The organism is Psychromonas hadalis ATCC BAA-638, from assembly GCF_000420245.1.
In the GTDB taxonomy this organism is placed as follows: domain Bacteria; phylum Pseudomonadota; class Gammaproteobacteria; order Enterobacterales; family Psychromonadaceae; genus Psychromonas; species Psychromonas hadalis.
The window spans coordinates 18,934-42,599 of the sequence record NZ_ATUO01000010.1 but is presented as its reverse complement, the minus strand read 5'-3'; the positions used below and the strand labels follow the sequence as shown (position 1 = coordinate 42,599).

Genomic DNA, 23,666 nt, shown 5'->3' with positions numbered 1-23,666 from the left:
TTCATACTCAAGTGATGATTCAGACTAAGTGAATGGTGCTAAGGACAAGGCGAAAGCGCGGAGCTTGGTTGCTTTTACCCTAAGCACATTCACTGTAAGCAGTTTATGTTAAGTCAGTTGGTGTGAGTTCAAGGCGAAAGCACAGAGCTTGGTTTACCAAGTGAGTACTTTCAACGCCGAAATCGAGTCAAATGACGACACATAAAATGTTTACGCTAGACCATGTACATACCGCCATTTACATGGATTGTTTCACCGGTGATGTAAGCAGCCCCTTCCGACGCGAGAAACACGACTGTTGCTGCAATTTCACTTGGGTCACCTAAACGTCCTGCGGGTACATTTGCAAGTGTATTCGCACGCTGTTCATCGGTTAATGTTTTGGTCATATCTGTTTCAATAAAACCTGGAGACACCGTATTAACAGTAATGCCACGGCTTGCAATTTCACGCGCAAGTGATTTAGTAAAACCAATCACACCCGCTTTAGCTGCCGCATAGTTTGCTTGTCCCGCATTACCCATTGTACCAACAACAGAGCCAATATTGATAATACGACCGGAACGTTTTTTCATCATTGGACGTATTGCAGCTTTACTCATTTTGAAGATAGGCGTTAAGTTGGTATCGATAATATCGTTCCACTCATCATCTTTCATGCGCATTAATAAGTTGTCACGTGTGATCCCTGCGTTATTAACTAAGACATCCACACCGCCGAATTCTTTTTTAATATCAGCGAAAAGTGCTGCAATTGAGTCATTATCGGTCACATTTAAAACATAACCTTTACCTGATTCACCAAGGTAATCACTGATTGCTGTAGCCCCTTTTTCACTGGTTGCAGTGCCTAAAACCGTTGCGCCTAGAGAGACAAATTTTTCTGCGATTGCACGGCCGATGCCACGGCTTGCGCCTGTTATTAATACTACTTTATCTTTCATTATTGTGCTCCTTTCACTGCAATTAATGTTGCTTCCAACGTTGCAGGACTATTAATTACTTGTGCCGTAAAGCTTTTATCAATACGACGTACTAAACCACTTAATACTTTACCCGGACCCGCTTCTATTTGAACGTTAATCCCTTGCTTAGCCATTTTTTCAATAATATCCGTCCAACGAACAGGACAATATAGTTGACGCACTAAGGCATCTTTAATTTTATCTGACTCTGTTTGCGCAATCACATCAACGTTATTAATAACAGAAATTTTAGGTATTTTAAATTCAATCTCTTTTAATGCGATTGCTAATTTTTCCGCAGCAGGTTTCATTAAGGCACAGTGTGACGGCACCGAGACAGGTAACGGTAACGCACGTTTTGCGCCTGCTTCTTTACATAAAATACCCGCACGTTCCACAGCGGCTTTATTACCCGCGATAACAACTTGACCCGGAGAGTTATAATTGACAGGTGAAACCACTTCACCTTGCGCAGCTGCAATACATGCATCGCTAATTTTATCATCCGCTAAACCGATAATTGCGGTCATTGCGCCAACACCGGCAGGTACTGCTTGTTGCATCAATTGACCACGTAGTTCAACCAACTTAATCGCTTCTTGAAAATCAATAACCCCCGCACAAACCAGTGCGGAATATTCACCTAAGCTGTGACCTGCAATAACAGTCGGCAATGCACCGCCCTGCTCCGCCCAAACACGCCAAATCGCAACCGATGCAGCAAGCAATGCAGGTTGTGTTTTATCCGTTTGATTAAGAGACTCACTTGGGCCATTTTGTACTAATGCCCAAAGATCGTAACCCAGTACATCACTTGCTTGTTGGTAAGTTTCAACAACGGTTGGAAACTGCTCAGCAAGTTCAGCGAGCATCGCTACGCTTTGTGAGCCTTGCCCCGGAAAGGCAAAAGTAAAGTTTGTCATATTTTTATTCCTTGATAACGTTAAATCATCAATAAGAAAAAACAGGAGAGAGCTCCTGTTTTGAATTTTTTTAATCAGGGCTAAAGCCTTACTTCCTGATGAAGCCTACATGCGTATTAACGCACTACCCCACGTAAATCCACCACCAAATGCTTCTAATAATACCAACTGCCCAGTTTTAATTTTTCCTGAGCGTATGCCTTCATCAAATGCTAAAGGTACGGATGCAGCAGAGGTATTACCGTGTTTTTCAAGTGTTAAAATAACTTGATCCATCGACATACCTAATTTTTTAGCAGTAGCTGTAATAATACGTTTATTGGCTTGATGTGGTACTAACCAATCTAATTCTGCTTTATCAATGTTGTTGGCGGCTAATGTATCAACAACCACTTGGCTGAGTTTTTTCACCGCCACTTTAAAGACATCGTTACCCGCCATCGAAAGGTAAGCATCATTGACCGCATCAGCATTGCCACGTTGTGCATTAGGTAATTTTAGTAGTTCACCAAAACGGCCATCGGCATTAATATGGGTTGATAAAATGCCTTTTTCTTCACTGGCACTGACAATCACCGCGCCTGCACCGTCACCAAAGAGGATAATAGTGCCACGATCCGTAGGATCGCACGTCGCAGCGAGTGTATCTGCACCAATCACTAACACTGTTTTAGCAGCACCTGCTTTAATAAAATTATCAGCCACACTCAGCGCATAGGTAAAACCCGCACAGGCAGCTGCAATGTCAAACGCAGGAATATCATAAATGCCAAATAAATTTTGAACTTCACAAGCTGCAGAGGGAAATGCATTATGATTACTGGTTGTAGCAACCACAATCAGGTCTAAATCAGTCGCTGTTAGATTAGCAGCTTCAAGCGCTTTTAAACCCGCTTGATGCCCCATAAATGCAATCGTCTCATCAGCATTAGCGATACGACGCTCTTTAATACCCGTACGCACGGTGATCCATTCATCACTGGTGTCGACCATTTTTTCTAAATCATCATTGCTACGTATCGCTGTCGGTAGATAGCTACCCGACCCTGTAATTTTGCTATTCATGTGATAAACAATCTCGCTCTAATAAAACGGCTTCTAGCCGGTTTGAAATACAACTTGGAATCTGCCACTGGATCTCTTTAATCGCTTGCTCAATCGCATAGGAAAATGCAATTTCATTTGCACTGCCATGGCTTTTGACCACAATACCACGCAGACCAATTAAACTCGCACCATTATACATATCTGGGTGTAAATGTTTAAATTGCTTTTTTAAGATGGGGCTTAATAACTTACCGAGTAACTTACTATAAAAATTAGAGTTTACCGCTTTATCAAGCTGTTGTAAAAAAACACGCCCCATTCCTTCATAACTTTTCAGCGCAATATTACCCGTGAAACCATCGGTTACTACCACATCTGCTTGGCAAGAAAACAGTTCATCTGCTTCGATAAAACCAACATAGTTAATATATTGACTATCACGAAGCAAGGTAGCAGAGCGCTTAATAATATCACTGCCTTTATTACTCTCTTTACCGACATTGAGCAGTGCGACGCGAGGTTTTCTAAGTTGCTCTACCTTTTCACACAACACGCTACCCATGACTGCAAAATTAAATAACGTATCGCTATCACATTGAAGATTAGCGCCAAGATCAAGCAGATAGGTATGCCCCTCAGCGTTATTAGGTAAACCAGAAACTAAAGCAGGTCTTGAAATGGTTGATATGGTTTTCAGCGCGCGCTTTGCAAGCAACATCAACGCGCCCGTATTACCTGCACTTACGCAGGCTTCAGCTTCACCATCAGCAACCATTTTAAGGGCAACATGCATGGATGAGTTTGAAACATGGCGTAATACATAAATAGGATCATCTTCCATTGAGATAACATTATCAGCATGAATAAAAGTAAGTCTTGAATGGTCTAAGAGATCGAACTGTTTTAATAGGGGAATTATTTTTTCACGAGTGCCAATAATAATTAGCGAGAGTGTAGGGTAATCTTGGAGTGTTTTTTTCGCTGCTAGGAGTGAAATATGGGGGCCGAGATCGCCCCCCATGGCATCAAGCGCAATAGTATAGTTACGCAAGGTAATCTTATAGTTCGATTACTTTTTTGCCTTTATAGAAACCATCTGCAGTCATGTGATGACGGCGATGAGTTTCACCAGACGTAGCGTCAACAGTAAGTTGAGCTGGAGCACTTAGTGCATCATGTGAACGACGCATGCCGCGCTTTGAACGAGTCTTACGACTTTTTTGTACTGCCATTGTAAAAATTCCTACTTGTTATTTGCGCTTTAGTTGAGCTAAAGCATCAAATGGGTTGGGACGTTGTTCTTCTTCTTCTTCAATCTCACCAAAAGTAAGGTCAAACTTACTTTCAACACAATCATTGATTGCATGTTTCGATATCTGAGGCAGAGTCAATATCAGCTCATCTTCAACGATGTCGTGAAGATTTACCTCCCCATTTTCATCATAATAAATGGGTTCATACACGTCTGGACAATTATTTTCCTGCTCTTGATTATGAACAGGACAATACGTAAATTCAGCTTCACACTGATAAATCATAGGCTCATTGCACCGTTGACAAGTGAGTTCTACTGCAACACTCGCTTTACCATGAAATATTCGCAACTTTTGTTGGTCAACTTCAAAAATAAATTGAGTCTTGATATCAGATTGAATACTGATTGTTGATTCCGCTAATCTTCTCATTAAGGCTTTCTGAATTATAGCTTCAAATTCTGTGCCAGACTGAGCAGCGCGTACCGGATCAACGCTAATCGGTAATTTAACCTTTTGCATGGGCGCGAATGATATAGATTGGTTAGACGATAGTCAAAGAAAAATAGTGATTATTTATATCTTTTAACGTTAACGTTCGCTTTCTGATTTTTCAGCACTTAATATAGCAAGATTCTTACCTAACAATGAGCCCATTATGCCACAAACAGTTGTTTTAGCCTCCACTTCTCCCTTTAGAAAACAGTTACTAGAAAAGTTACACCTGACCTTTTTAACGGAAAAACCCAATGTAGATGAAACTGCACTAGCAGGAGAAACCGCACAACAATTAGTTGAACGTTTAGCCATTAAAAAGGCACAAGCGATTAGCCCCCATTTTGAAGATGCATTGGTCATCGGCTCAGACCAAGTGTGTATTAATAATGGCGTTATTTTAGGTAAACCACACAACTTTGAAAACGCCTTTAAACAGTTAAAAGCAGCCAGTGGCAAAAGTATCACCTTTTATACTGGGCTTGCTTTAGTAAACAGCAAAACAGGTAATATCCAATCACTGGTTGAACCTTTTGTGGTTAAATTTCGTGCGTTAACAGATGAGATGATCACTAACTACCTGCATAAAGAGCAACCCTATAACTGCGCAGGCAGTTTTAAAAGTGAAGGTTATGGCATCACACTGTTTGCAAGCTTTGAGGGAAAAGATCCTAACAGCTTAATTGGTCTACCACTTATATCATTGATCGAGATGTTAGAAAATGAAGGAATGAAAATAGTTTAAGCTCATGTTAAAGGCTTAAACATGATACCACGAAGGCACAAAGGATAAAGTTTGATCTGACCCGACTTATTCCCTCTATCCCATACTTACTAGCTGTTCATGCAATTTGCTCACCTCGTCACGCAGTTGGGCAGCTTTTTCAAACTCTAACTCTTTCGCAAACGCAAACATCTGCTTTTCAAGTTTGGCGATCAACTTGAGAATGTCTCGCTCGCTGTGTATCTCGTAATTGGCTTTATACTCTGCAATTTTTGACTGTTTTGAGTTGCCTTTTTTGAGGTTACGTTGTCCAAGTTGCATAATATCGGTGACCGCTTTATTTAAACCTTGTGGCGTAATGCCATTATCAAGATTAAATTGATGTTGTAGCGCGCGCCTGTCTTCGGTTACTTTAATCGCTTTTTGCATTGAGCCGGTGATTCTAGCAGCATAAAGAATCGCTTTACCTTTGAGATTACGTGCAGCACGCCCCATGGTTTGAATTAATGAGCGCTCTGAGCGTAAAAAACCCTCTTTGTCGGCATCTAAAATGGCCACCAGCGAGACTTCGGGAATGTCTAACCCTTCACGTAATAAGTTGATACCAATTAATACATCAAACACGCCTAAACGTAAGTCACGAATTATCTCCACACGCTCCACCGTATCAACATCAGAATGCAGATAACGTACTTTAATACCATGTTCGCTCAGGTAATCGGTGAGATCTTCCGCCATGCGCTTGGTTAAGGTGGTGACTAAAACACGCTCTTTGAGGGGTAAACGTAGGTTAATTTCTGAAAGCAGATCATCCACTTGAGTATCCACTGGGCGCACCTCAATTTCAGGATCTAACAATCCTGTGGGGCGGATCACTTGACGTACAATCTCACCCTGTGATTTTTCAATCTCGTAATCACTTGGGGTGGCTGAAACATAGATGGTTTGTGGGGAGATCGCTTCAAACTCCTCAAACATCAAAGGGCGATTATCAAGGGCAGAGGGCAAACGAAAACCGTAATTCACTAAGTTCTCTTTGCGACTACGATCACCTTTGTACATTGCGCCTATTTGCGGCACAGTAACATGACTTTCATCGATGATTAATAGACTATTTTTCGGCAAGTAATCAAACAACGTAGGAGGTGGCGCACCTTGCTCACGCCCTGAGAGATAACGAGAGTAGTTTTCAATGCCCGAGCAGTAACCGAGTTCATTCATCATCTCAATATCATACAAAGTGCGTTGTGAGATACGTTGCTCCTCCACTAACTTACCCTGTGCAATAAACTCTTTTTTACGCGCGTTTAACTCCTCTTTGATTGCATCAACCGCTTTTAATATCTGTGCTCGCGGGGTGACATAATGGGTTTTAGGATAAACGGTCACCCGGGTGAGTTTATCTAAGGTTTGACCTGTTAAAGGATCAAACACAGTGATATTTTCAACTTCATCATCAAACAGTTCAATGCGCAGCGCCTCTTTTTCCGAGTCCGCAGGGAAGATATCAATCACCTCACCACGTACGCGAAACGTACCGCGACTAAGTTCGGTCTCATTGCGGTTATATTGTAAATCCACCAAACGCTGTAAAATATCACGACTAGAGATAAATTCACCGACAGTGAGGTGCAACATCATTTTTAAATAAGCATCGGGATCACCTAACCCATAAATAGCAGAAACAGAGGCGATTAAAATAACATCTTTACGCTCAAGTAGCGCTTTAGTCGCAGATAGACGCATCTGCTCAATATGCGCGTTTACCGCCGCATCTTTCTCAATAAAAGAGTCTGAACTTGGCACATACGCTTCTGGTTGGTAATAATCGTAATAGGAAACAAAGTATTCTACTGCATTATTAGGAAAGAATTCTTTCATCTCACCATAGAGCTGTGCAGCTAAGGTTTTGTTTGGCGCAAGAATCAACGTGGGCCGATTTAACTGCTCAATCGCATTCGCCAACGTAAACGTTTTCCCTGATCCTGTTACCCCTAACAGCGTTTGAAACGCGAGTCCTGATTCAATACCCTCCACCAGCTGCTTTATCGCAGTAGGTTGATCACCCGCAGGAGAAAAAGGGGATGATAACTGAAATAATTTTTCCATAATAACCTCAAAATCAAACAGAACAGCAAGCAAAATAATAGATACAAAGTTCAAAATGTCACACAATTACCACTTTAGATAAGATAACAGCACGAACAGCTTGTTTATAACAATTAACAATTCATTAACAGGGTCAATAATAACAATTAGTTTTTAAAGTGATCATTAAAGCAACAAATGATCTTACACTTTTTTTTGAATAAAGAACGGTTTATCAATGTTTACAAAACAAACAATAAAAACTTACAACTCTAACAGCTTGTCAATTAATATATTTCCACAAACTTGAAAATAATTCACAGAAAATTATTGACACGACTTTTTTATAATAATAAAAAAAAAACATCAAACAAAAACTAATAAACAGCTCTTGACATATATAACCTACTGTTTTTAAATATAAAATATTTATGTGTATTTTTACAGCAATGTAAGCGTAAGCAAGCAAACATCAGTCTTTCAGCACCTTTTCAGATAATGCCCCACAGAGTTATCCACAGAAAAAGTGGATAACCATTGCCAGCCTAGAGAGTGCCTAGCCTGCAGCAAAACCAGAGCATTTTGAATAAGATCTTCAACTGAAAGTGAATAAGTCTATTGGATCATATTTTGTACAAAAAAAGATTATTATCTGAAATAAGCAATTGTAACCCACAGTGAGCAGTAGATAATAAAAGCTAACAAATACAATGCATTTATAAGGTTTTTTTGAAAATTTAACCTTTCCAATGTTTAAAAATCACCCATTTACAAAACCAAGACGATAAATTTGCTATGCTAGCAACTTATCACCTCTATATAGGAAAACTATTGTGAAGCGTTTAACCATTAAAGGCATCTGCCTACTATTACCTATACTGCTTTTATCCGCCTGTGCAAACACACCAACGAGTTTAAAATTAACACCACAACTAGATGAAAATATCACTATTAATAAGATAGAGAGTGAAAAAATCTGGTCAGTAAATAGCATTGATTTGCGTAATGCACGTTATCTCATCGCCATTAGCTCTGGTGATAAAGTGGCAACACTGATTCATGAATCAACAAGCAGTCGTTTAACCATTGAAAAAACATTATACGGTCACTGGTTAAAACAGGGCTATCACCTCAGCAATAAAAAACAAAATGACAAACAGATAGAGATCCAACTTATTAAACTATTAGCAGAGGTTGAACAGGGTAGTCTCAGCCATGAAACTGATATTAATATGGTCATAAAAGTACAACTTAATACTGATAAAATCACCTTTAGTAAAACATTCCGCTCTCATTATGAAGAGAAAGCACCTTTTAGTGTCGATATAAAGGCACTGACAACACAATTAAATACACAGTTATCACAACTATTGGATCAAATAGTTCAAGATCCTGAGCTTAACGCTAAACTAGCGCAACTTTAACTCTCCCGTATCAGACAGCAATATATCGGAACACAATAGGAAAAATCATGAAAACTTTTTTATCTCTCTTTATGTTAATAGCAAGCTTCAACCTGTTTGCAGCAGAAAACCCAACGGTAGTCATGGAAACATCAAAGGGCCAGATCATCATTGAACTGTTTCCTGATGAAGCACCCAAAACAGTGGCAAATTTTTTAGCTTATGTACAAAAAGATGGTTACAAAAAAACCACTTTTCATCGTGTGATCAACGGATTTATGATTCAAGGAGGTGGATTCTCAGCGAAAACAGGCAACAAAGTGTCAACCTTGCCCCCTGTTGAAAATGAATCTCGTAATGGATTAAGCAACGAGCGTGGCACACTCGCCATGGCACGTACCGCTAACCCGCACTCCGCATCACGCCAATTCTTTATTAATCATAAAGACAATGCATTTTTAGATGCTAAAGGTGGCAACTGGGGCTATACAGTCTTTGGGGAAGTGACATTAGGCATGGATGTGGTTGATAAAATTGCAAAAGTAAAAACAGCAAGCCAAGATAAACCTGTGCAACCAGTAATTATTAATAGCATTAAGTTACTTGATAGAGAGATGAAGTAGTTTCCTCGCTAATAAAAATCCAACGTCAATGAGGTTGGATTTTCAGCTCAATGTTTGGCGAATAAACCCACCACTGTTATTAAGTTTCTGCTTAGCACTCAGCGCATCAATATCCAGTAAAATCATCACAATCGCGGTTTTACAATGAAACTCACAAGCGCTTAATGCTTGTTCAGCATCCTCGAACGAGCAATCAGTTGCCTCTACGACAATATTTTTTTGGCGTTGTACTAACTTTGCGTTGGTCGCTTCAACATCCACCATTAAATTGCCAAACACTTTACCCATTTTGATCATTGCGCCCGAGGTGATCATATTTAACACCAGTTTTTGCGCTGTTCCCGCTTTCATGCGTGAAGATCCTGTCACCACTTCAGGCCCTACAATGGGTGTGATAGCAATGCTTGCAAGCTCAGTCATTGGACTTTGTGGATTGCAGCTTACACTCGCAACTGTCGCCCCTAAAGAGAGTGCATACTCCATCGCACCTAAGACATAAGGAGTGCGACCACTGGCGGCAATACCCACTAACAAATCATTTTGATTAAATGACAGTGCTTGCAAATCTGCCACAGCCAACTCTCGGTTATCTTCTGCATTTTCAACGGCACTTAAAATCGCTTTATTACCCCCCGCAATTAAGCCAATGACCAGCTCAGGTTTCGATCCATAAGTAGGCGGGCATTCACTGGCATCTAAAATACCTAAACGACCAGAGGTACCCGCGCCGATATAAATTAAACGCCCCTGATTTTGAAAAGCGTTGACCACCGCATCAACAACAAGAGTAATGTCAGGCAGTGTTTTCTCTACCGCAATCGCCACTTTTTTATCTTCATCATTAATCAGCTTTAACATCTCAAAGGTTGATAATGTGTCGATTTTTTCTGAATGGGGATTACGACTTTCTGTGACTAATTTTGTTAAATCAATTTTCATTGCTGATCCTAACGGAGGCGGTTTTTTGGAGATAGGATAAAAAAATGGCCGATAAATAATTTATCAGCCATTTGAGGTGCTAGTTACGTGTACGTGCCGTATTACGACGACGTTCGCCCGCTTTACGATGTTTAGTATGTTTTTTCACCGCGCGACGTATACGTGCTTGAGTGTTTTTAGTTTTATTCTCATCAACACGCACTTTACTTTCAGTCTCTTTTGGCATTTCAACAAGCTTACGGAAGTGATTGACCTCTTTCAGGCTCAGCTCAGTCCAACCACCTTGTGGTAATTGCTTATCAAGATGCAACTGACCGTAACGTACACGCATTAAACGGCTCACTTGTACACCTTGGCTCTCCCATAAACGGCGCACTTCACGCGTACGACCTTCGGTTAATACTACGTGATACCAACGATTAATTCCTTCACCGCCTGCTTCTTTACCAGATTCTTTAATCGACAGGAATTTAGCTTCACCATCGTCCAACTTCACGCCCATGCGCAGACGGTTAAGCATCGCTTCATCCACTTCACCAAAAATACGCACGGCATATTCACGCTCAACTTCACGACTTGGATGCATCATACGGTTGGCGAATTCACCATCGGTAGTAAACAGTAATAAACCAGAGGTATTGATATCTAAACGACCGATTGAGATCCAACGCGCACCATTTAAACGTGGTAGACGTTCAAAAACGGTTTTACGCCCCTCTTCATCACTTCGAGTACACACTTCACCTTCTGGTTTGTTATATGCAAGCACGCGACACACGGTATTTTCTTCGGTGATATATTTCACCATATGGCCATCAAGACGGATAAGCTGCCCCTCAGTCACACGCTCGCCAAGGCCAACCACTTTACCATCGACACTGACGCGCCCTTCTGCAATGACCACTTCCATTTTACGGCGTGAGCCTTTGCCTGATCGTGCTAATACTTTTTGTAATTTTTCACTCATAATTATTCCCTTGGGTAATTCTCATTATGCCAACTAACACTTAAATTTTAAGTGTTAACGTTTTTAAAATTTTAATTGCTTATTTAAAGTCTAATAATGACTTAGGATCGGCTTCAAAATTAGTTGTGCTTTTGTTTTCAAAATAACCCGTCATTTTAGGCTTTTTGAAAACAATTTAGCGCAAGTTATTGTGTAACGATTCCTAAGGGTTAAGCTAGACGATGACCTGCGTTATTATTTATTGGAATGGGGCGAGATCCCCCGCCCCCTCTCTCACGATGACAGCTTCATCATCAGAAAAATCGATGACAGTAGTCGGCGATTCACCTAAATAACCCCCGTTTAATATCAAATCAACTTGATTTTCTAACTGATCACGAATCTCTTCAGGATCAAATTCTGTACTGTCTTTGCCCGGTAAAATTAAGCTAGTGGTCATTAATGGTTCCCCTAACTCTTCAAGCAGTGCTAACGCAATGGCATTATCTGGAATACGAATGCCAATAGTGCGTTTTGTTGGGTTCATTAAACGCTTAGGCAAGTCTTTGGTTGACTTAAAAATAAACGTATACGCACCTGGTGTATTATTTTTCAGTGCACGATACCCTTGATTATCAACACGCGCATAAGTTGCAATCTCTGAAAGGTCTCGACATGCAAGGGTAAAGTTATGCTTTTTGTCTAAATCACGAATCTGACAAATACGCTCTAAACCGCGTTTATTTTCCATCAAGCAACCTAACGCATAACCTGAATCGGTGGGATAGATAACCACCCCCCCTTTTTTGATGATCTCGACCGCTTGTTTCATTAAACGCAGTTGTGGGGTATCCGGGTGTACATAAAAAAATTGACTCATGTTAGCTGTTTCTCTTTAAATTCTTTATAAATAGGCCAATCTGCCCATATTGGTTTAGCGATCTCGGGTAGATGTAATGCTTTACCTAAATCACGCCAGCGTCCTACAAAATGAAAATCGCTGCCCTGTGATGCAAGCAAACCATACTCTTCGCTCCACATCGCTAATTGTAGTCGCACTTGTGGTGATTGTTGTCCCATCGCCACTTCCATTGCATCCCCACCTAACGCTTTAAAATCAGTAAACAGACGACGCATCCATTTATTTGAGAGCTTGTAGTGATTTGGGTGCGCTAAAATAGCTTGTCCACCCGCTTGCTGAATGGCAACAATCGCTTCGTCAATATCGACCCAGTTATGGGGTACATAACCGGTATTACCACGGCTTAAATATTTATCGAACACTTTTTGAAACGTCGGTGCAACGCCCTGTTCAACCAGATAACGTGCAAAATGAGCACGCGTAATAGCGCCTTCTCCCGCAAGTGCTTTCGCGCCTTCATAAACACCTTCAATGTTCGCCTTAGCGAGCCTGCGTCCCATCTCAATAGCACGAATTTCACGCTTCTCTTTTTGCAACGTGATAAGGTTTGATAATTGCACATTAGTAGGGTCAATATTCACCCCAACCACATGAATCTCATGATTCAGCCAATTAGTAGTGACTTCAATGCCCTTAATCAGGGTTAACTTTAATCCGTTATCATCAATAGTGCGTTGCGCTTCTGCAAGGCCATCGATGGTATCGTGATCGGTAATGGCTAATACATTTACCTGACGATTTTCAGCACGGTTCACTAACTCACTGGGTGTTAATTGACCATCTGAAGCGGTAGTGTGTGAGTGAAGATCAATTAACATGAATATCCTAAGAATCAACTTGACATTAGCGCGCGAATCGCAAAAAATGGTTGCTATAATTTATGGGACGCATGATATATGATTTTTAATACAATTACTCTTACTGATTCTTGGTGGCACTCATTCTCTTAAGCGAGCAATGAGGTTTTTGTATATAATATTTTCCCAAAACCAAATTAAGAAGCTCGCAAATTGCGGGCTTTTTTGGTTTTTGGCGTTTAGAAAATAGAGTGGAATAAAAATGAGAATATTGAACATCATCCTTAAACTATCTTGGCGATGGCAAAAATAGCCAAAAAAAAACAAACTAAATTTGCCAAGCTAAATATATAAAGGATCACAAGATGAACACACACCACCCAATTGGGCTTTTAAAAACGCTACAGAAAAAATGTGAATATATCCAAGATTCATTGGGCCTATTTAAAAAGATGAGCGTCAACAGTGCTAACCACCTGCTGTTTGATTCTGCGGAAATTGATTCTAAAGCGCACCTCAAAAGTTTAATGCTCGTCGATGCTTGTTTAAAAATCACCTGCAACGGGTTAACCGTGACACTCGAGGCACTCACTGATAATGGTAAAGATTTGATCACCTTTATCACTCCTAAATTTTCTATCGAACTGATTAAACAACAATCACCGAGTAAATTGGTACTGCTTTTCCCAGAATCTGATCGCAGTGGTGATGAAGATAACCGCTTAAAATCATCTTCCCCTGTCGATGCTATTCGTTTTATCGTGGATCAAATTAAAAAAGATTCAAGTCATGCACAAGCACTATTTTTAGGTGGCATATTCGCTTATGACTTTATTGCCAGTTTTGAAGAGATTGGTGATGTGCCCGATGGCGAGAACTGTTGTCCTGATTACCTGTTTTATGTTGCTGAAACCTTAATGATCCACGATCATCAAACTCAGAAAAGTGAAATTCTCGGATCTGTCTTTGGTGGTTTATACAGCGATGAAAACCATGTGCGCATCTCGATGCGTCTCGCTGAAATTAAAAATCTCTGTCGTAACTTTACCCCTTGTGCCAATAAACTGATTCCACTTACGGGTAAAATCAGCGTTGATGTCAGTGATGATGAATATTGTGCCATTGTTAATCAATTAAAAGAGAACATTGTAAAGGGTGATATTTTCCAAGTGGTGCCATCACGTAGTTTCTCTCTACACTGCCCTAACCCGTTAGCCGCTTATGCAAAACTCAAAGAAACGAATCCTAGTCCTTATATGTTTTACCTAAAAGACAGTGATTTTATTCTCTTTGGCGCATCACCAGAAAGTGCATTGAAATACACGAAAGAGAATAACGAAGTTGAGATATACCCGATTGCAGGTACACGTAGTCGAGGCTTTAATACAGATGGCAGTATCAGCAAAGACTTAGATAGCCGTTTAGAATTAGAACTGCGTTTAGATAAAAAAGAAACCTCAGAACACTTAATGCTCGTTGATTTAGCGCGTAACGATGTTGCACGTATCAGTGAGCCGGGCACGCGCCATGTAGCAGACCTGTTACAAGTTGATCGTTACAGCCATGTCATGCACCTTGTTTCACGTGTAGTCGGTCAGTTACGCAGTGATTTAGACGCACTGCATGCTTATCAAGCGTGTATGAACATGGGCACGTTAGTCGGCGCACCGAAAATTCGCGCGTCACAACTGGTACGTGATGTAGAGAAAAAACGTCGTGGTAGTTATGGCGGTGCAGTGGGTTATATTAACGGTGTCGGTGATATGGATACCTGTATTGTTATTCGCAGTGCATTTGTGAAAGACGATATTGCTTATGCACAAGCGGGCGCAGGTGTTGTTTTTGATTCTGTGCCGCAATTAGAAGCCAACGAAACACGCCAAAAAGCGGCCGCGGTTTTAAATGCTATCGCACTGGCACACGGAACAACCCTCACTGACGTTCAAGGCGAATAAGCATGACAGAGACTAAAACAACGACCCTCTTTTTCTTGGATAATTTTGATTCATTTACTTATAACTTGGTAGATCAATTTAAAGCCCTTGGTTACCCGGTTAAAATCTACCGTAATAACCAATCGGCAAGCCAAATTAAAGCACATATTGATGCCTGTGCAAACGATGTGGTGCTCATTTTATCTCCCGGCCCTGGCGTTCCCAGTAAAGCAGGTTGCTTGATTGAGCTTATCGGACTTTGCCGTGGTCAAATTCCAATGATCGGTATCTGTTTAGGCCATCAAGCCTTAATTGAACAGTATGGTGGCACAGTGGGTGGCGCAGATGAGATAATGCACGGTAAATCATCTTTGATTAACCATTGTGGCGATCGCATGTTCAGTGGGTTAAGTCAGCCACTTTCAGTGGCACGTTATCACTCACTGGTCGGCACAACGATTCCTGAGTCCTTAGAAGTGGTCGCTGATTTTAACGGCATGTGTATGGCTGTTTACAACCAAGCAGAGCGGGTGATCGGGTTTCAATTTCACCCTGAATCAATCTTAACCTGTGAAGGTGCAAACCTACTGGAAAACAGTTTAAATTTTGTGACTAATTTGGAAGCAAGCTAAATGGATATTTTAGAACAGTTATATCAAGGAAAATCCCTCAGCATTGAGCAGAGCCAAACTTTTTTTGAACAAGTGGTTAAAGGCGAAGTAGACCCTATCGTCTTATCTTCAGCAATCACCGCCTTAAAAATGCGCGGTGAAACCATTGATGAAATAACAGGGGCCGCTAACGCCCTGCTTGCGCAAGCAAAACCCTTTCCACGACCTGATTATCCGTTTACCGATATTGTGGGTACAGGGGGGGATGGCATTGGCACTATTAATATCTCCACAGCCAGTGCCATTGTAGCGGCCAGTTGTGGCTTAAAAGTATGTAAACATGGTAGCCGCAGTGTATCGAGTAAATCAGGATCATCGGACTTATTAGCCGCCTTTGGAGTAAATCTTGAGATGTCGGCTGAGGTTGCTCGACGATGTTTAGATGAACTCAATATCTGTTTCATTTTTGCGCCCGCTTATCATGCAGGTATGCGTTTTGCGGCGCCTGTGCGTGCGGCACTGAAAACCCGTTCTATTTTCAACCTGTTAGGTCCGCTGATAAACCCTGCACGTCCCAAATTTGAATTAATGGGTGTTTACGCATCTGAGCTACTCAAGCCGATTGCACAAGTTCAGCAGCAACTCGGTATGGAACGTGTGATGGTCGTCTTTGGTAGTGGCCTTGATGAAGTCGCCCTGCATGGCGAGACACAAGTTGCGGAATTAGTGAATGGTCAAATTAAAGAATACACCTTAACACCTGCTGATTTTGGTGTTAAAACGTATCCGATTGAATCTATTTTTGGTGGCACGCCTTCCGATAATAAAATCATCACCGAGAAAATACTACAAGGTAAAGGCACCGATGCACAGCAAGCAGCGGTCGCCATAAATACCTCAGCCTTATTGGTCTTAAATGGCTTAGCTGACGATTTTAAAGCAGGTACAAATATGGCATTGACAGCAATGAACAGTGGCAAACCATTACAATTAGTAAATAAATTAGCGGAGATGAGTCATGCTTAATGATACAAGCTTACAAGATACCATTTTAGGAAAAATTGTTGATGATAAAGTGGAGTGGGTTAAAAACCGCCAAAAAGAACAACCACTGATCAGTTTCAAAGATCAGCTTATCGACAGTGATCGCCATTTTTATGAAGCACTTGATCAAGATGAAACGGTGTTTATTTTAGAGTGTAAAAAAGCCTCCCCTTCAAAAGGGTTAATTCGCCCTGAGTTTGACTTAGACTTGATCGCCAATGTTTACCAACATCATGCGAACGTAATATCAGTATTGTCCGATGAAAAATATTTTCAAGGCAGTTTTGATTACATCACACAAGTGCGTGACATTGTAACGCAACCCGTTATCTGTAAAGACTTCATCATTGATACCTACCAAATTTACCTTGCACGCCTCTATAAAGCAGATGCTATTTTGCTGATGCTTTCTGTGCTTGATGATGATGCTTACCAAGCTCTGCGTGATACAGCACATAGCCTTAACATGGGAGTGCTCACAGAGATAAGCAATGAGGAAGAGCGCATACGTGCGATTGCCCTTGGCGCAAAAGTCATTGGTATTAATAACCGTGACCTACGTGATATGAGCATCGATCTTAATCGCACTAAAGTACTGGCTAAAAATATTCCAGCAGACAGAATTGTGATTTCAGAATCAGGTATCAATCACCACAGCCAAGTGGTTGAACTGAGCAAATATGCCAACGGTTTCTTAGTCGGTAGTTCTATTATGAGCCAAGACAATATTGAATTTGCCTGTCGACAACTTATTTTAGGCGAAAACAAAGTATGTGGGTTAACGCACTCTCATCAAGCAGCCAACGTGTATAAAGCGGGGGCTATTTACGGCGGTCTTATTTTTGTCGATACCTCACCACGTTTTGTGGATACAGAAGAAGCACGCTTAGTGATGTTCGGTGCCCCCCTTAAATATGTAGGTGTTTTCCAAAATGAAGATCCTGAATTAATCGCCTATACCGTTAAACGTTTAGGGCTTGCAGTGGTACAACTGCACGGTGATGAAACACCTAAAGATGTTAAAATGTTACGTAGCTTATTACCTAAAACCTGTCAGATTTGGAAAGCACACGGTGTATCTGAAACGCTACCAGCATTTGAAAAATTTAACGTTGATAAACACCTGCTTGATACTCGCATTGGCAATCAAACAGGTGGTACAGGCAAAGTATTTGATTGGTCACTGCTCGCAGAGGCTAATATCGATAAAAACAACATTATACTCGCAGGGGGACTGACCCCCGAAAATGCACAACAAGCAGCGTTAATGGGTGTTGCTGGCCTTGATTTTAATTCAGGACTAGAGAGCAAACCAGGCCAAAAAGATGTCGATAAAATCAATAGTGCATTTTCTGAGATTCGACAGTATATGTTACGCGCGTAACTAACATAGGACGTGAGACTTTGATCCTGCACTGTTTGCTTAAAAGCAAATCAAAACAGGCAAGGCAAAAGCCTCACGTCCCAAAACAGATAAACTTGGAAGTGGGACTTTAGTCCTGCCTTATTAAATAATTTCAAAAGGTTACAAAAAATGGAAAAATTAAATCCCTATTTTGGACAGTTTGGCGGTATGTATGTGCCACAAATTTTAGTCCCTGCATTAAAGCAACTAGAGGCGGAATTTGTCAAAGCACAAACCTGTCCTGAATTTATTGCTGAGTTTTCAGAGTTATTAACCGAGTACGCAGGTCGCCCGACACCACTAACATTGTGCCGTAATTTAACCAAAGGCAAAAAAACCAAACTGTACCTAAAACGTGAAGATCTACTGCACGGTGGCGCACACAAAACTAACCAAGTATTAGGCCAAGCACTGCTTGCTAAACGCATGGGGAAAAACAAGATTATTGCCGAAACAGGTGCAGGCCAACATGGTGTTGCGACCGCGCTTGCCTGTGCATTATTAGATCTTAAGTGTAAAATATACATGGGCGCGGTAGACATGGAACGCCAAAAACCTAACGTATTTCGTATGCGTTTAATGGGCGCAGAAGTCATTGCCGTACACAGTGGCGCATCTACGTTAAAAGATGCGTGTAACGAAGCGCTACGTGATTGGGCGGGCAGCTACGAAGATACACATTACCTGTTAGGCACCGCCGCAGGACCTCATCCTTTCCCAACCATTGTGCGTGAATTTCAAAAAATGATTGGTGAAGAAGCAAAACAGCAATGCCTTAAAAAAGAGGGTGTATTACCTGATATGGTGATCGCTTGTGTCGGGGGTGGCTCTAATGCTATCGGCATGTTTAATGATTTTATTGACGATGAAAGTGTACAACTCATTGGTGTTGAACCGGGCGGTCATGGTATCCATACGGGTAAACATGGTTGTCCTATCTCTTATGGGTCAAAAGGTATCTTCTTTGGTATGCACTCATTAATGATGCAAGACAAACATGGTCAAGTACAAGAGTCTTACTCTATTTCAGCAGGACTGGATTTCCCTTCAGTGGGGCCACAACATGCACACTTAGCTGAAACAGGCCGCGCGCAATATGTAAATGCCACCGATGATGAAGCGCTAATGGCGTTTAAAGCGTTGTCACAAAAAGAGGGCATTATTCCTGCGTTAGAGTCATCACACGCATTAGCACATGCACTTAAAATCATTGAACATGATGATAAAGATCAGATCATTATTGTTAACCTATCAGGTCGTGGCGATAAAGATATCTTCACCGTGGCTGAGATTTTTGAAGAGAGAGGAATTCTGTAATGACCAAACGTTATCAAGCCCTATTTTCCCGCCTAAAAACCGAAAACCAAGGCGCATTTGTTCCTTTTGTTACGGTTGGCGATCCGAACCGTGAACTGTCACTTAAGATTATCGATACTTTAGTAAAAGCAGGTGCTGATGCACTTGAGTTAGGCATTCCTTTTTCTGATCCTGTTGCCGATGGTATTGTTATTCAAGATGCGTCAACACGTGCACTTAATGCAGGTGCAACCCCTGATAGCTGCTTAGCGATTATTAAAGAGATACGCGCGTTACACCCCACCATTCCCATTGGATTATTGCTTTACGTGAACTTAGTTTACCGTAATGGCATCGAAAACTTTTATCAGCGTTGTGTTGATGCAGGTGTGGATTCGATTTTGATCGCCGATGTACCTTTACACGAAAGCGCCCCCTACCGCACGGCAGCTGCAAAAACAGGACTGCAACAAATTTTTATCGCACCACCCAATGGTGATAAAGAGACACTGCAAAAAGTCGCTGAATATGGTGAGGGTTACACCTACCTATTAAGTCGTGCGGGTGTGACAGGTGCAGACGCCAAAGCGGGCATGCCCGTTGAGCATATGCTTGAAACCTTAAACAAACATAATGCGCCTCCTTCTCTGCTGGGTTTTGGTATTTCAAAACCTGCACAGGTTAAAGAGGCGATAAAATCAGGGGCTGCGGGCGCAATTTCAGGCTCAGCGGTGGTTAAAGTGATTGAAGCGAACCTTGATGATCCTGATAAATTGCTTGTTGAGATGGATAAGTTTATTGCAAAAATGAAAGCTGCTACGCATTTATAATGGCGATCTTAAATGACCTAATATGTTAAAGTGAATTTTTCCACTTTAACATATTGAACTTAAACAAAAGAGAAACAGATGAAACAACTATTAGAATTTATCCCGTTAGTTATCTTTTTTATCGTTTATAAGATGGTTGATATCTATGCGGCAACCGCGGCACTGATGATAGGTATGACCATCACTTTTATTTACAGTTACTTTAAAAATGGTAAAAAAGCGGAAAAGATGCAGATCATCACTCTCGGTATGATCTTGATTTTTGGGTCATTAACCCTTTTTTTACATGATGATGTGTTTATCAAATGGAAAGTAACACTGGTTTATGGTGTCTTTGCTATCGGCCTGTTAGTCACTCAATTCGTCTTTAAAAAACCCGCCATCAAACAGATGCTAGGCAAAGAACTCACCCTACCAGACAATATATGGAACAATCTTAATTTTGCATGGGCGATATTTTTTGCCGTGTTAGGCGCAGTAAACATCTATGTGGCGTTTAATATGTCACAAGAGGTTTGGGTTAACTTTAAAGTATTTGGACTATTGGCAATCACCCTACTGTTTACCGTATTAAGTGGACTTTACCTTTACAAACACTTACCCGAAGAAAGTAAGAAAAAAATAACAGAAAAAGAGTCAGAGGAATAAATAATGTTATACGTTATCTTTTCACAAGATGTAGAAAACAGCTTACCACTGCGTATTAAATCACGTCCTGCGCATATTAAACGTCTGCAAGACTTGAACGAGCAAGGTCGTCTATTTGTTGCAGGGCCAAACCCTGCGATTGATAGTGAAGACCCAAGTGAGGCTGGATTTACTGGCTCAACGGTAATTGCAGAGTTTGACTCTTTAACCGAGGCACAAACTTGGGCTGATGCGGACCCCTATGTTGAAGCAGGTGTTTATGCATCCGTTATCGTAAAACCATTCAAAAAAGTTTTGCCTTAAAAACATAAAAAACACAAAATGAGTTAGGCTGAAACACTCACCTCTACTATTTCATCACCAACAAGTTGTTGTGCTTTAAGTTGCTGTAGGGGTGAAAGCTCACTATACAACAACATGTCGACATCAATACCCTGCCCTTCAGCCACAACAAAAATGTCGCCTGCTTGTAGATAATAAAAACAATTAAGATATTTTTTATCCATTTCTGCTAACTGAGTTAAAGAGGGTTTGTTATTGGACTGATAATGATTAAACTGCACCACAAGTTTGCTCTTTTCAGATGACTTTAATACCTGTCCTGATAACAATTCAGAGAGAGCTTGATTGGTTTGTTGTAGGGCGTATTGTGCTTTTTGTATCTGCGCTTTAAATACCGTCGCTTCAACAGCGGGTAAACTAATAAAGAGTGTTGTTAATAACTCCATGGATAAAAAGGTCGTTTTTTGACTCTGTTGCGAAGCAAGATAAAAGCGAATTAAAGGTAAACATTTTTTCCCTAAAAAACACGTTATATTAACTTGTCTCTCTTTCATTGCTAAAAGTAGTTGCGCAGGAGGAGAGGTTAGCAGATGCCATGAGCTATTTAAGTTTTGATTTAACAAGAGTATCTCTTGTAAATTAAAAGTGCTAAATAACTGCGTTAATGTGTCTCTATTTTTAACTAAAAAACTCATATTTTTCTCCTAAAAGACCCAAACTTCAACACGACGATTTTTACTTCTTCCTAATGCACTTTTGTTAGAAGCAATAGGTAATTTTGCTCCAAAACCTTCGACAGCAGTAACATTTAAACCGTAAGCATTTAGCTCTTTTTCAAGCTTGCTAGCACGTACCAAAGAGAGTGATAAATTCATTTTTGGGTCCCCCAACGAATCAGAAAAACCCATTAAAACGATGCGCCTGCCACGATGTTCCGTGAGGTAATCCACTAAGCGTTTAACATCACGTTGTGCTTTATTATCAAACTCATTACTGCCGCTTTTAAAACGAAAGCTAACCGATAAACGGCTCGCTATTTCAGCATAATTGTTATAATTTTGTGGCGCATTTTTTACTCTATAGGCATGTTCAAGTTTGATGTTTTGGGAAACTAAACCGACCTGTTCAACCACACTTTGTCCCTGTGCAGAGATAACAAACTGACTGAAACTCTGTGCCATTTTATTATTATTAGGAACATAAAGATAAAGGCGACGCGATAATATGTAGTCCTCAGTGCTCACCGTAAAACTGGTAGGATAGATAACAGCGCTCTCTTGTGTGGCTGAAATAGCCAACGCTTTGCTATTATTCACATAAGGTAGGCCAATAAAACCAATCGCGGCAACATCTTCTGCAACACGGCTTGATAACTCAGTACTGGACTCAATACGTGTGGTTTCTTTTTTAAGTTGCTTATTATTTACCTTTAATAACAAACTATTAAAAGTATCCCAAGTACCAGAGTTGCTATCACGTGCATATAAGTTAATCGCTAAATCATCCCCGCCCACCTCTTTCCAATTGCTAACCTCTCCGGAGAATATTTTTGCTAATAATTCATTGGTCATATAACTAATGGGATTATTTTTATTAACAATAATGGCAAGTCCATCAAGACCAATAATATATTCATGGCCAACAGAAGCTAAATTTCCCAGTGTTGGGCGCAGTGCATCTAACTCTTTAATCTTTATTTTCCGCGATGACATGCTTATATCACTCTCACCCGAGAGCAAATCTTTAAAACCAGTTGTTGAGCCATGTGCATGTAACTCAATGGCATAAACCTGTTCATCTTGAATATATTGCAACTCACGCTCTACTAACTGTGGCCCTTGTACCCACATCATCTGAGTCACCGATTGTGATACGAGGTAAGCTTCTAGTAATGCAGGCGCAAGGCTCTCACCCACGGTATTAGAGCCATGTAAGCGCAACTTAACAATACGTTGCTCACTTGGTAGTGTCAGCTCTTTCTTGGGGATTGGCACAGGCGTTACGACAGCGGCAATAATAGCAATTTCATCTTCAATCACTTTTAGCGTTTGGGGTGCTATTTTGTCTACCGCTTGTACCTCAGTAGTGGGAACATTAATATTTACATAACCATTTTGCCAACTGATAAAAGCAGCGATACCAATAATCAATAATAATGATGCTAAAATAGTGGCCATAGGGGATTTCTTGGCGCTCACTTTTACTGCTGGAGGCACTTTTTTTTCTGCCACAGAAGGGGCTAATTTTATATAAAGGGGAAGTCGTTTTAACTGCGTTACAAGATCATTTAAACGCTCACTCCCTAAACCATCTAGCTCCGTTAATACCGTTAAACGGTACTGTTTGTCAGAAACCATTTTATCAAGTGAGAGTTGGATATTAAGCTCTGCATTAGCACAACTTTTGAGTAATAAAAGTTGCTTTTTAAATGCAGGGTTAATAATTAATTTTCTATTTGTGATCGATTCTTGAGCGGACATCAGCTTCCCTG

At 40.8% G+C, this 23,666-nt stretch carries 24 protein-coding genes; 11 read left to right on the top strand and 13 right to left on the bottom strand.

Annotation, left to right across the window (positions count from 1 at the left end; genetic code table 11):
- Nucleotides 1-215: 215 nt before the first annotated feature.
- From fabG to yceD, 6 genes are all read right to left on the bottom strand, one after another.
- Nucleotides 216-944 (bottom strand): 3-oxoacyl-ACP reductase FabG, encoded by a 729-nt coding sequence (gene fabG, locus G322_RS0102570; RefSeq protein WP_022940251.1) that lies wholly within the window; start codon nt 942-944, stop codon nt 216-218.
- Nucleotides 944-1,888: an ACP S-malonyltransferase gene (fabD, locus tag G322_RS0102565; protein WP_022940250.1), complete on the bottom strand. Its 945-nt coding sequence runs from the start codon at nt 1,886-1,888 to the stop codon at nt 944-946. Before fabD ends, fabG begins: the two co-directional genes overlap by 1 nt.
- Before the next feature lie 105 nt (nt 1,889-1,993).
- Entirely contained in the window at nt 1,994-2,953 is a 960-nt protein-coding gene (locus tag G322_RS0102560; protein ID WP_022940249.1) for a beta-ketoacyl-ACP synthase III, read from the bottom strand.
- Nucleotides 2,946-3,986, bottom strand: coding sequence for a phosphate acyltransferase PlsX (gene plsX / locus G322_RS0102555; protein WP_022940248.1), 1,041 nt, complete (start codon nt 3,984-3,986; stop codon nt 2,946-2,948). The genes G322_RS0102560 and plsX overlap by 8 nt, the downstream gene beginning before the upstream one ends.
- Before the next feature lie 7 nt (nt 3,987-3,993).
- The gene (gene rpmF, locus G322_RS0102550) at nt 3,994-4,167 is read right to left on the bottom strand and encodes a 50S ribosomal protein L32 (RefSeq protein ID WP_015464635.1); all 174 of its coding nucleotides are present in this window, start codon (nt 4,165-4,167) and stop codon (nt 3,994-3,996) included.
- An 18-nt stretch (nt 4,168-4,185) separates the two neighbouring features.
- Complete coding sequence (gene yceD, locus G322_RS0102545) at nt 4,186-4,710, bottom strand: 23S rRNA accumulation protein YceD (RefSeq protein WP_022940247.1); 525 nt, start codon at nt 4,708-4,710, stop codon at nt 4,186-4,188.
- A 136-nt stretch (nt 4,711-4,846) separates the two neighbouring features.
- Here yceD and G322_RS0102540 point away from each other — a divergent pair, with 136 nt between their 5' ends.
- Nucleotides 4,847-5,428, top strand: a complete 582-nt coding sequence (locus G322_RS0102540) for a Maf family protein (RefSeq protein WP_022940246.1) — start codon at nt 4,847-4,849, stop codon at nt 5,426-5,428.
- 75 nt (nt 5,429-5,503) lie between these two features.
- Here G322_RS0102540 and uvrB read toward each other — a convergent pair whose 3' ends face one another.
- Nucleotides 5,504-7,516: an excinuclease ABC subunit UvrB gene (gene uvrB / locus G322_RS0102535; RefSeq protein ID WP_028866369.1), complete on the bottom strand. Its 2,013-nt coding sequence runs from the start codon at nt 7,514-7,516 to the stop codon at nt 5,504-5,506.
- An 812-nt stretch (nt 7,517-8,328) separates the two neighbouring features.
- On the opposite strand from uvrB, the gene G322_RS0102530 reads away from it, so the two are divergent.
- Nucleotides 8,329-8,919: a YajG family lipoprotein gene (locus tag G322_RS0102530; protein WP_022940244.1), complete on the top strand. Its 591-nt coding sequence runs from the start codon at nt 8,329-8,331 to the stop codon at nt 8,917-8,919.
- 47 nt (nt 8,920-8,966) lie between these two features.
- A complete protein-coding gene (locus G322_RS0102525) occupies nt 8,967-9,521 on the top strand; it encodes a peptidylprolyl isomerase (RefSeq protein ID WP_022940243.1) in 555 nt (184 codons plus the stop codon).
- A gap of 42 nt (nt 9,522-9,563) precedes the next feature.
- Here G322_RS0102525 and murQ read toward each other — a convergent pair whose 3' ends face one another.
- From murQ to rnm, 4 genes are all read right to left on the bottom strand, one after another.
- Nucleotides 9,564-10,460, bottom strand: coding sequence for an N-acetylmuramic acid 6-phosphate etherase (gene murQ / locus G322_RS0102520; RefSeq protein ID WP_022940242.1), 897 nt, complete (start codon nt 10,458-10,460; stop codon nt 9,564-9,566).
- Nucleotides 10,461-10,539: 79 nt separating this feature from the next.
- Nucleotides 10,540-11,427: a 23S rRNA pseudouridine(2605) synthase RluB gene (rluB, locus tag G322_RS0102515; protein WP_022940241.1), complete on the bottom strand. Its 888-nt coding sequence runs from the start codon at nt 11,425-11,427 to the stop codon at nt 10,540-10,542.
- Between the two features lie 238 nt (nt 11,428-11,665).
- A complete protein-coding gene (locus G322_RS0102510; protein WP_022940240.1) occupies nt 11,666-12,286 on the bottom strand; it encodes an L-threonylcarbamoyladenylate synthase in 621 nt (206 codons plus the stop codon).
- Nucleotides 12,283-13,146: an RNase RNM gene (gene rnm, locus G322_RS0102505; RefSeq protein ID WP_022940239.1), complete on the bottom strand. Its 864-nt coding sequence runs from the start codon at nt 13,144-13,146 to the stop codon at nt 12,283-12,285. Before rnm ends, G322_RS0102510 begins: the two co-directional genes overlap by 4 nt.
- Nucleotides 13,147-13,490: 344 nt before the next feature.
- On the opposite strand from rnm, the gene G322_RS0102500 reads away from it, so the two are divergent.
- From G322_RS0102500 to G322_RS0102465, 8 genes are all read left to right on the top strand, one after another.
- Nucleotides 13,491-15,080, top strand: coding sequence for an anthranilate synthase component 1 (locus G322_RS0102500; protein WP_022940238.1), 1,590 nt, complete (start codon nt 13,491-13,493; stop codon nt 15,078-15,080).
- Between the two features lie 2 nt (nt 15,081-15,082).
- Complete coding sequence (locus tag G322_RS0102495) at nt 15,083-15,691, top strand: aminodeoxychorismate/anthranilate synthase component II (protein WP_022940237.1); 609 nt, start codon at nt 15,083-15,085, stop codon at nt 15,689-15,691.
- Nucleotides 15,692-16,696, top strand: coding sequence for an anthranilate phosphoribosyltransferase (trpD, locus tag G322_RS0102490; protein WP_022940236.1), 1,005 nt, complete (start codon nt 15,692-15,694; stop codon nt 16,694-16,696).
- Nucleotides 16,689-18,098 (top strand): bifunctional indole-3-glycerol-phosphate synthase TrpC/phosphoribosylanthranilate isomerase TrpF, encoded by a 1,410-nt coding sequence (trpCF, locus tag G322_RS0102485; RefSeq protein WP_022940235.1) that lies wholly within the window; start codon nt 16,689-16,691, stop codon nt 18,096-18,098. The genes trpD and trpCF overlap by 8 nt, the downstream gene beginning before the upstream one ends.
- Before the next feature lie 150 nt (nt 18,099-18,248).
- Entirely contained in the window at nt 18,249-19,436 is a 1,188-nt protein-coding gene (gene trpB, locus G322_RS0102480) for a tryptophan synthase subunit beta (protein WP_022940234.1), read from the top strand.
- The gene (trpA, locus tag G322_RS0102475) at nt 19,436-20,245 is read left to right on the top strand and encodes a tryptophan synthase subunit alpha (RefSeq protein WP_022940233.1); all 810 of its coding nucleotides are present in this window, start codon (nt 19,436-19,438) and stop codon (nt 20,243-20,245) included. Before trpB ends, trpA begins: the two co-directional genes overlap by 1 nt.
- A 78-nt stretch (nt 20,246-20,323) precedes the next feature.
- Complete coding sequence (locus tag G322_RS0102470; protein WP_022940232.1) at nt 20,324-20,893, top strand: septation protein A; 570 nt, start codon at nt 20,324-20,326, stop codon at nt 20,891-20,893.
- 3 nt (nt 20,894-20,896) lie between these two features.
- A complete protein-coding gene (locus G322_RS0102465) occupies nt 20,897-21,196 on the top strand; it encodes a YciI family protein (RefSeq protein ID WP_022940231.1) in 300 nt (99 codons plus the stop codon).
- A 23-nt stretch (nt 21,197-21,219) separates the two neighbouring features.
- Here G322_RS0102465 and G322_RS0102460 read toward each other — a convergent pair whose 3' ends face one another.
- Together G322_RS0102460 and G322_RS0102455 are read right to left on the bottom strand one after the other, a co-directional pair.
- Nucleotides 21,220-21,870 carry a hypothetical protein gene (locus G322_RS0102460; protein ID WP_022940230.1) on the bottom strand — a complete coding sequence of 217 codons (651 nt, stop codon included), beginning with the start codon at nt 21,868-21,870 and terminating at the stop codon, nt 21,220-21,222.
- A 9-nt stretch (nt 21,871-21,879) separates the two neighbouring features.
- Entirely contained in the window at nt 21,880-23,655 is a 1,776-nt protein-coding gene (locus tag G322_RS0102455) for a substrate-binding domain-containing protein (protein ID WP_022940229.1), read from the bottom strand.
- Nucleotides 23,656-23,666 lie beyond the last annotated feature (11 nt).

Bases quoted from the DNA above. Each gene is read 5' to 3' on its own strand.
- trpB (WP_022940234.1), top strand. From the start codon at position 18,249: ATGGAAAAATTAAATCCCTATTTTGGACAGTTTGGCGGTATGTATGTG.
- uvrB (WP_028866369.1), bottom strand. From the start codon at position 7,516: ATGGAAAAATTATTTCAGTTATCATCCCCTTTTTCTCCTGCGGGTGAT.
- trpA (WP_022940233.1), top strand. From the start codon at position 19,436: ATGACCAAACGTTATCAAGCCCTATTTTCCCGCCTAAAAACCGAAAAC.
- G322_RS0102500 (WP_022940238.1), top strand. From the start codon at position 13,491: ATGAACACACACCACCCAATTGGGCTTTTAAAAACGCTACAGAAAAAA.
- G322_RS0102495 (WP_022940237.1), top strand. From the start codon at position 15,083: ATGACAGAGACTAAAACAACGACCCTCTTTTTCTTGGATAATTTTGAT.
- G322_RS0102455 (WP_022940229.1), bottom strand. From the start codon at position 23,655: ATGTCCGCTCAAGAATCGATCACAAATAGAAAATTAATTATTAACCCT.
- fabG (WP_022940251.1), bottom strand. From the start codon at position 944: ATGAAAGATAAAGTAGTATTAATAACAGGCGCAAGCCGTGGCATCGGC.
- rnm (WP_022940239.1), bottom strand. From the start codon at position 13,146: ATGTTAATTGATCTTCACTCACACACTACCGCTTCAGATGGTCAATTA.
- trpCF (WP_022940235.1), top strand. From the start codon at position 16,689: ATGCTTAATGATACAAGCTTACAAGATACCATTTTAGGAAAAATTGTT.
- yceD (WP_022940247.1), bottom strand. From the start codon at position 4,710: ATGCAAAAGGTTAAATTACCGATTAGCGTTGATCCGGTACGCGCTGCT.
- G322_RS0102510 (WP_022940240.1), bottom strand. From the start codon at position 12,286: ATGAGTCAATTTTTTTATGTACACCCGGATACCCCACAACTGCGTTTA.
- rluB (WP_022940241.1), bottom strand. From the start codon at position 11,427: ATGAGTGAAAAATTACAAAAAGTATTAGCACGATCAGGCAAAGGCTCA.
- trpD (WP_022940236.1), top strand. From the start codon at position 15,692: ATGGATATTTTAGAACAGTTATATCAAGGAAAATCCCTCAGCATTGAG.
- G322_RS0102525 (WP_022940243.1), top strand. From the start codon at position 8,967: ATGAAAACTTTTTTATCTCTCTTTATGTTAATAGCAAGCTTCAACCTG.
- rpmF (WP_015464635.1), bottom strand. From the start codon at position 4,167: ATGGCAGTACAAAAAAGTCGTAAGACTCGTTCAAAGCGCGGCATGCGT.
- G322_RS0102460 (WP_022940230.1), bottom strand. From the start codon at position 21,870: ATGAGTTTTTTAGTTAAAAATAGAGACACATTAACGCAGTTATTTAGC.
- murQ (WP_022940242.1), bottom strand. From the start codon at position 10,460: ATGAAAATTGATTTAACAAAATTAGTCACAGAAAGTCGTAATCCCCAT.
- G322_RS0102465 (WP_022940231.1), top strand. From the start codon at position 20,897: ATGTTATACGTTATCTTTTCACAAGATGTAGAAAACAGCTTACCACTG.
- G322_RS0102540 (WP_022940246.1), top strand. From the start codon at position 4,847: ATGCCACAAACAGTTGTTTTAGCCTCCACTTCTCCCTTTAGAAAACAG.
- G322_RS0102470 (WP_022940232.1), top strand. From the start codon at position 20,324: ATGAAACAACTATTAGAATTTATCCCGTTAGTTATCTTTTTTATCGTT.
- G322_RS0102560 (WP_022940249.1), bottom strand. From the start codon at position 2,953: ATGAATAGCAAAATTACAGGGTCGGGTAGCTATCTACCGACAGCGATA.
- fabD (WP_022940250.1), bottom strand. From the start codon at position 1,888: ATGACAAACTTTACTTTTGCCTTTCCGGGGCAAGGCTCACAAAGCGTA.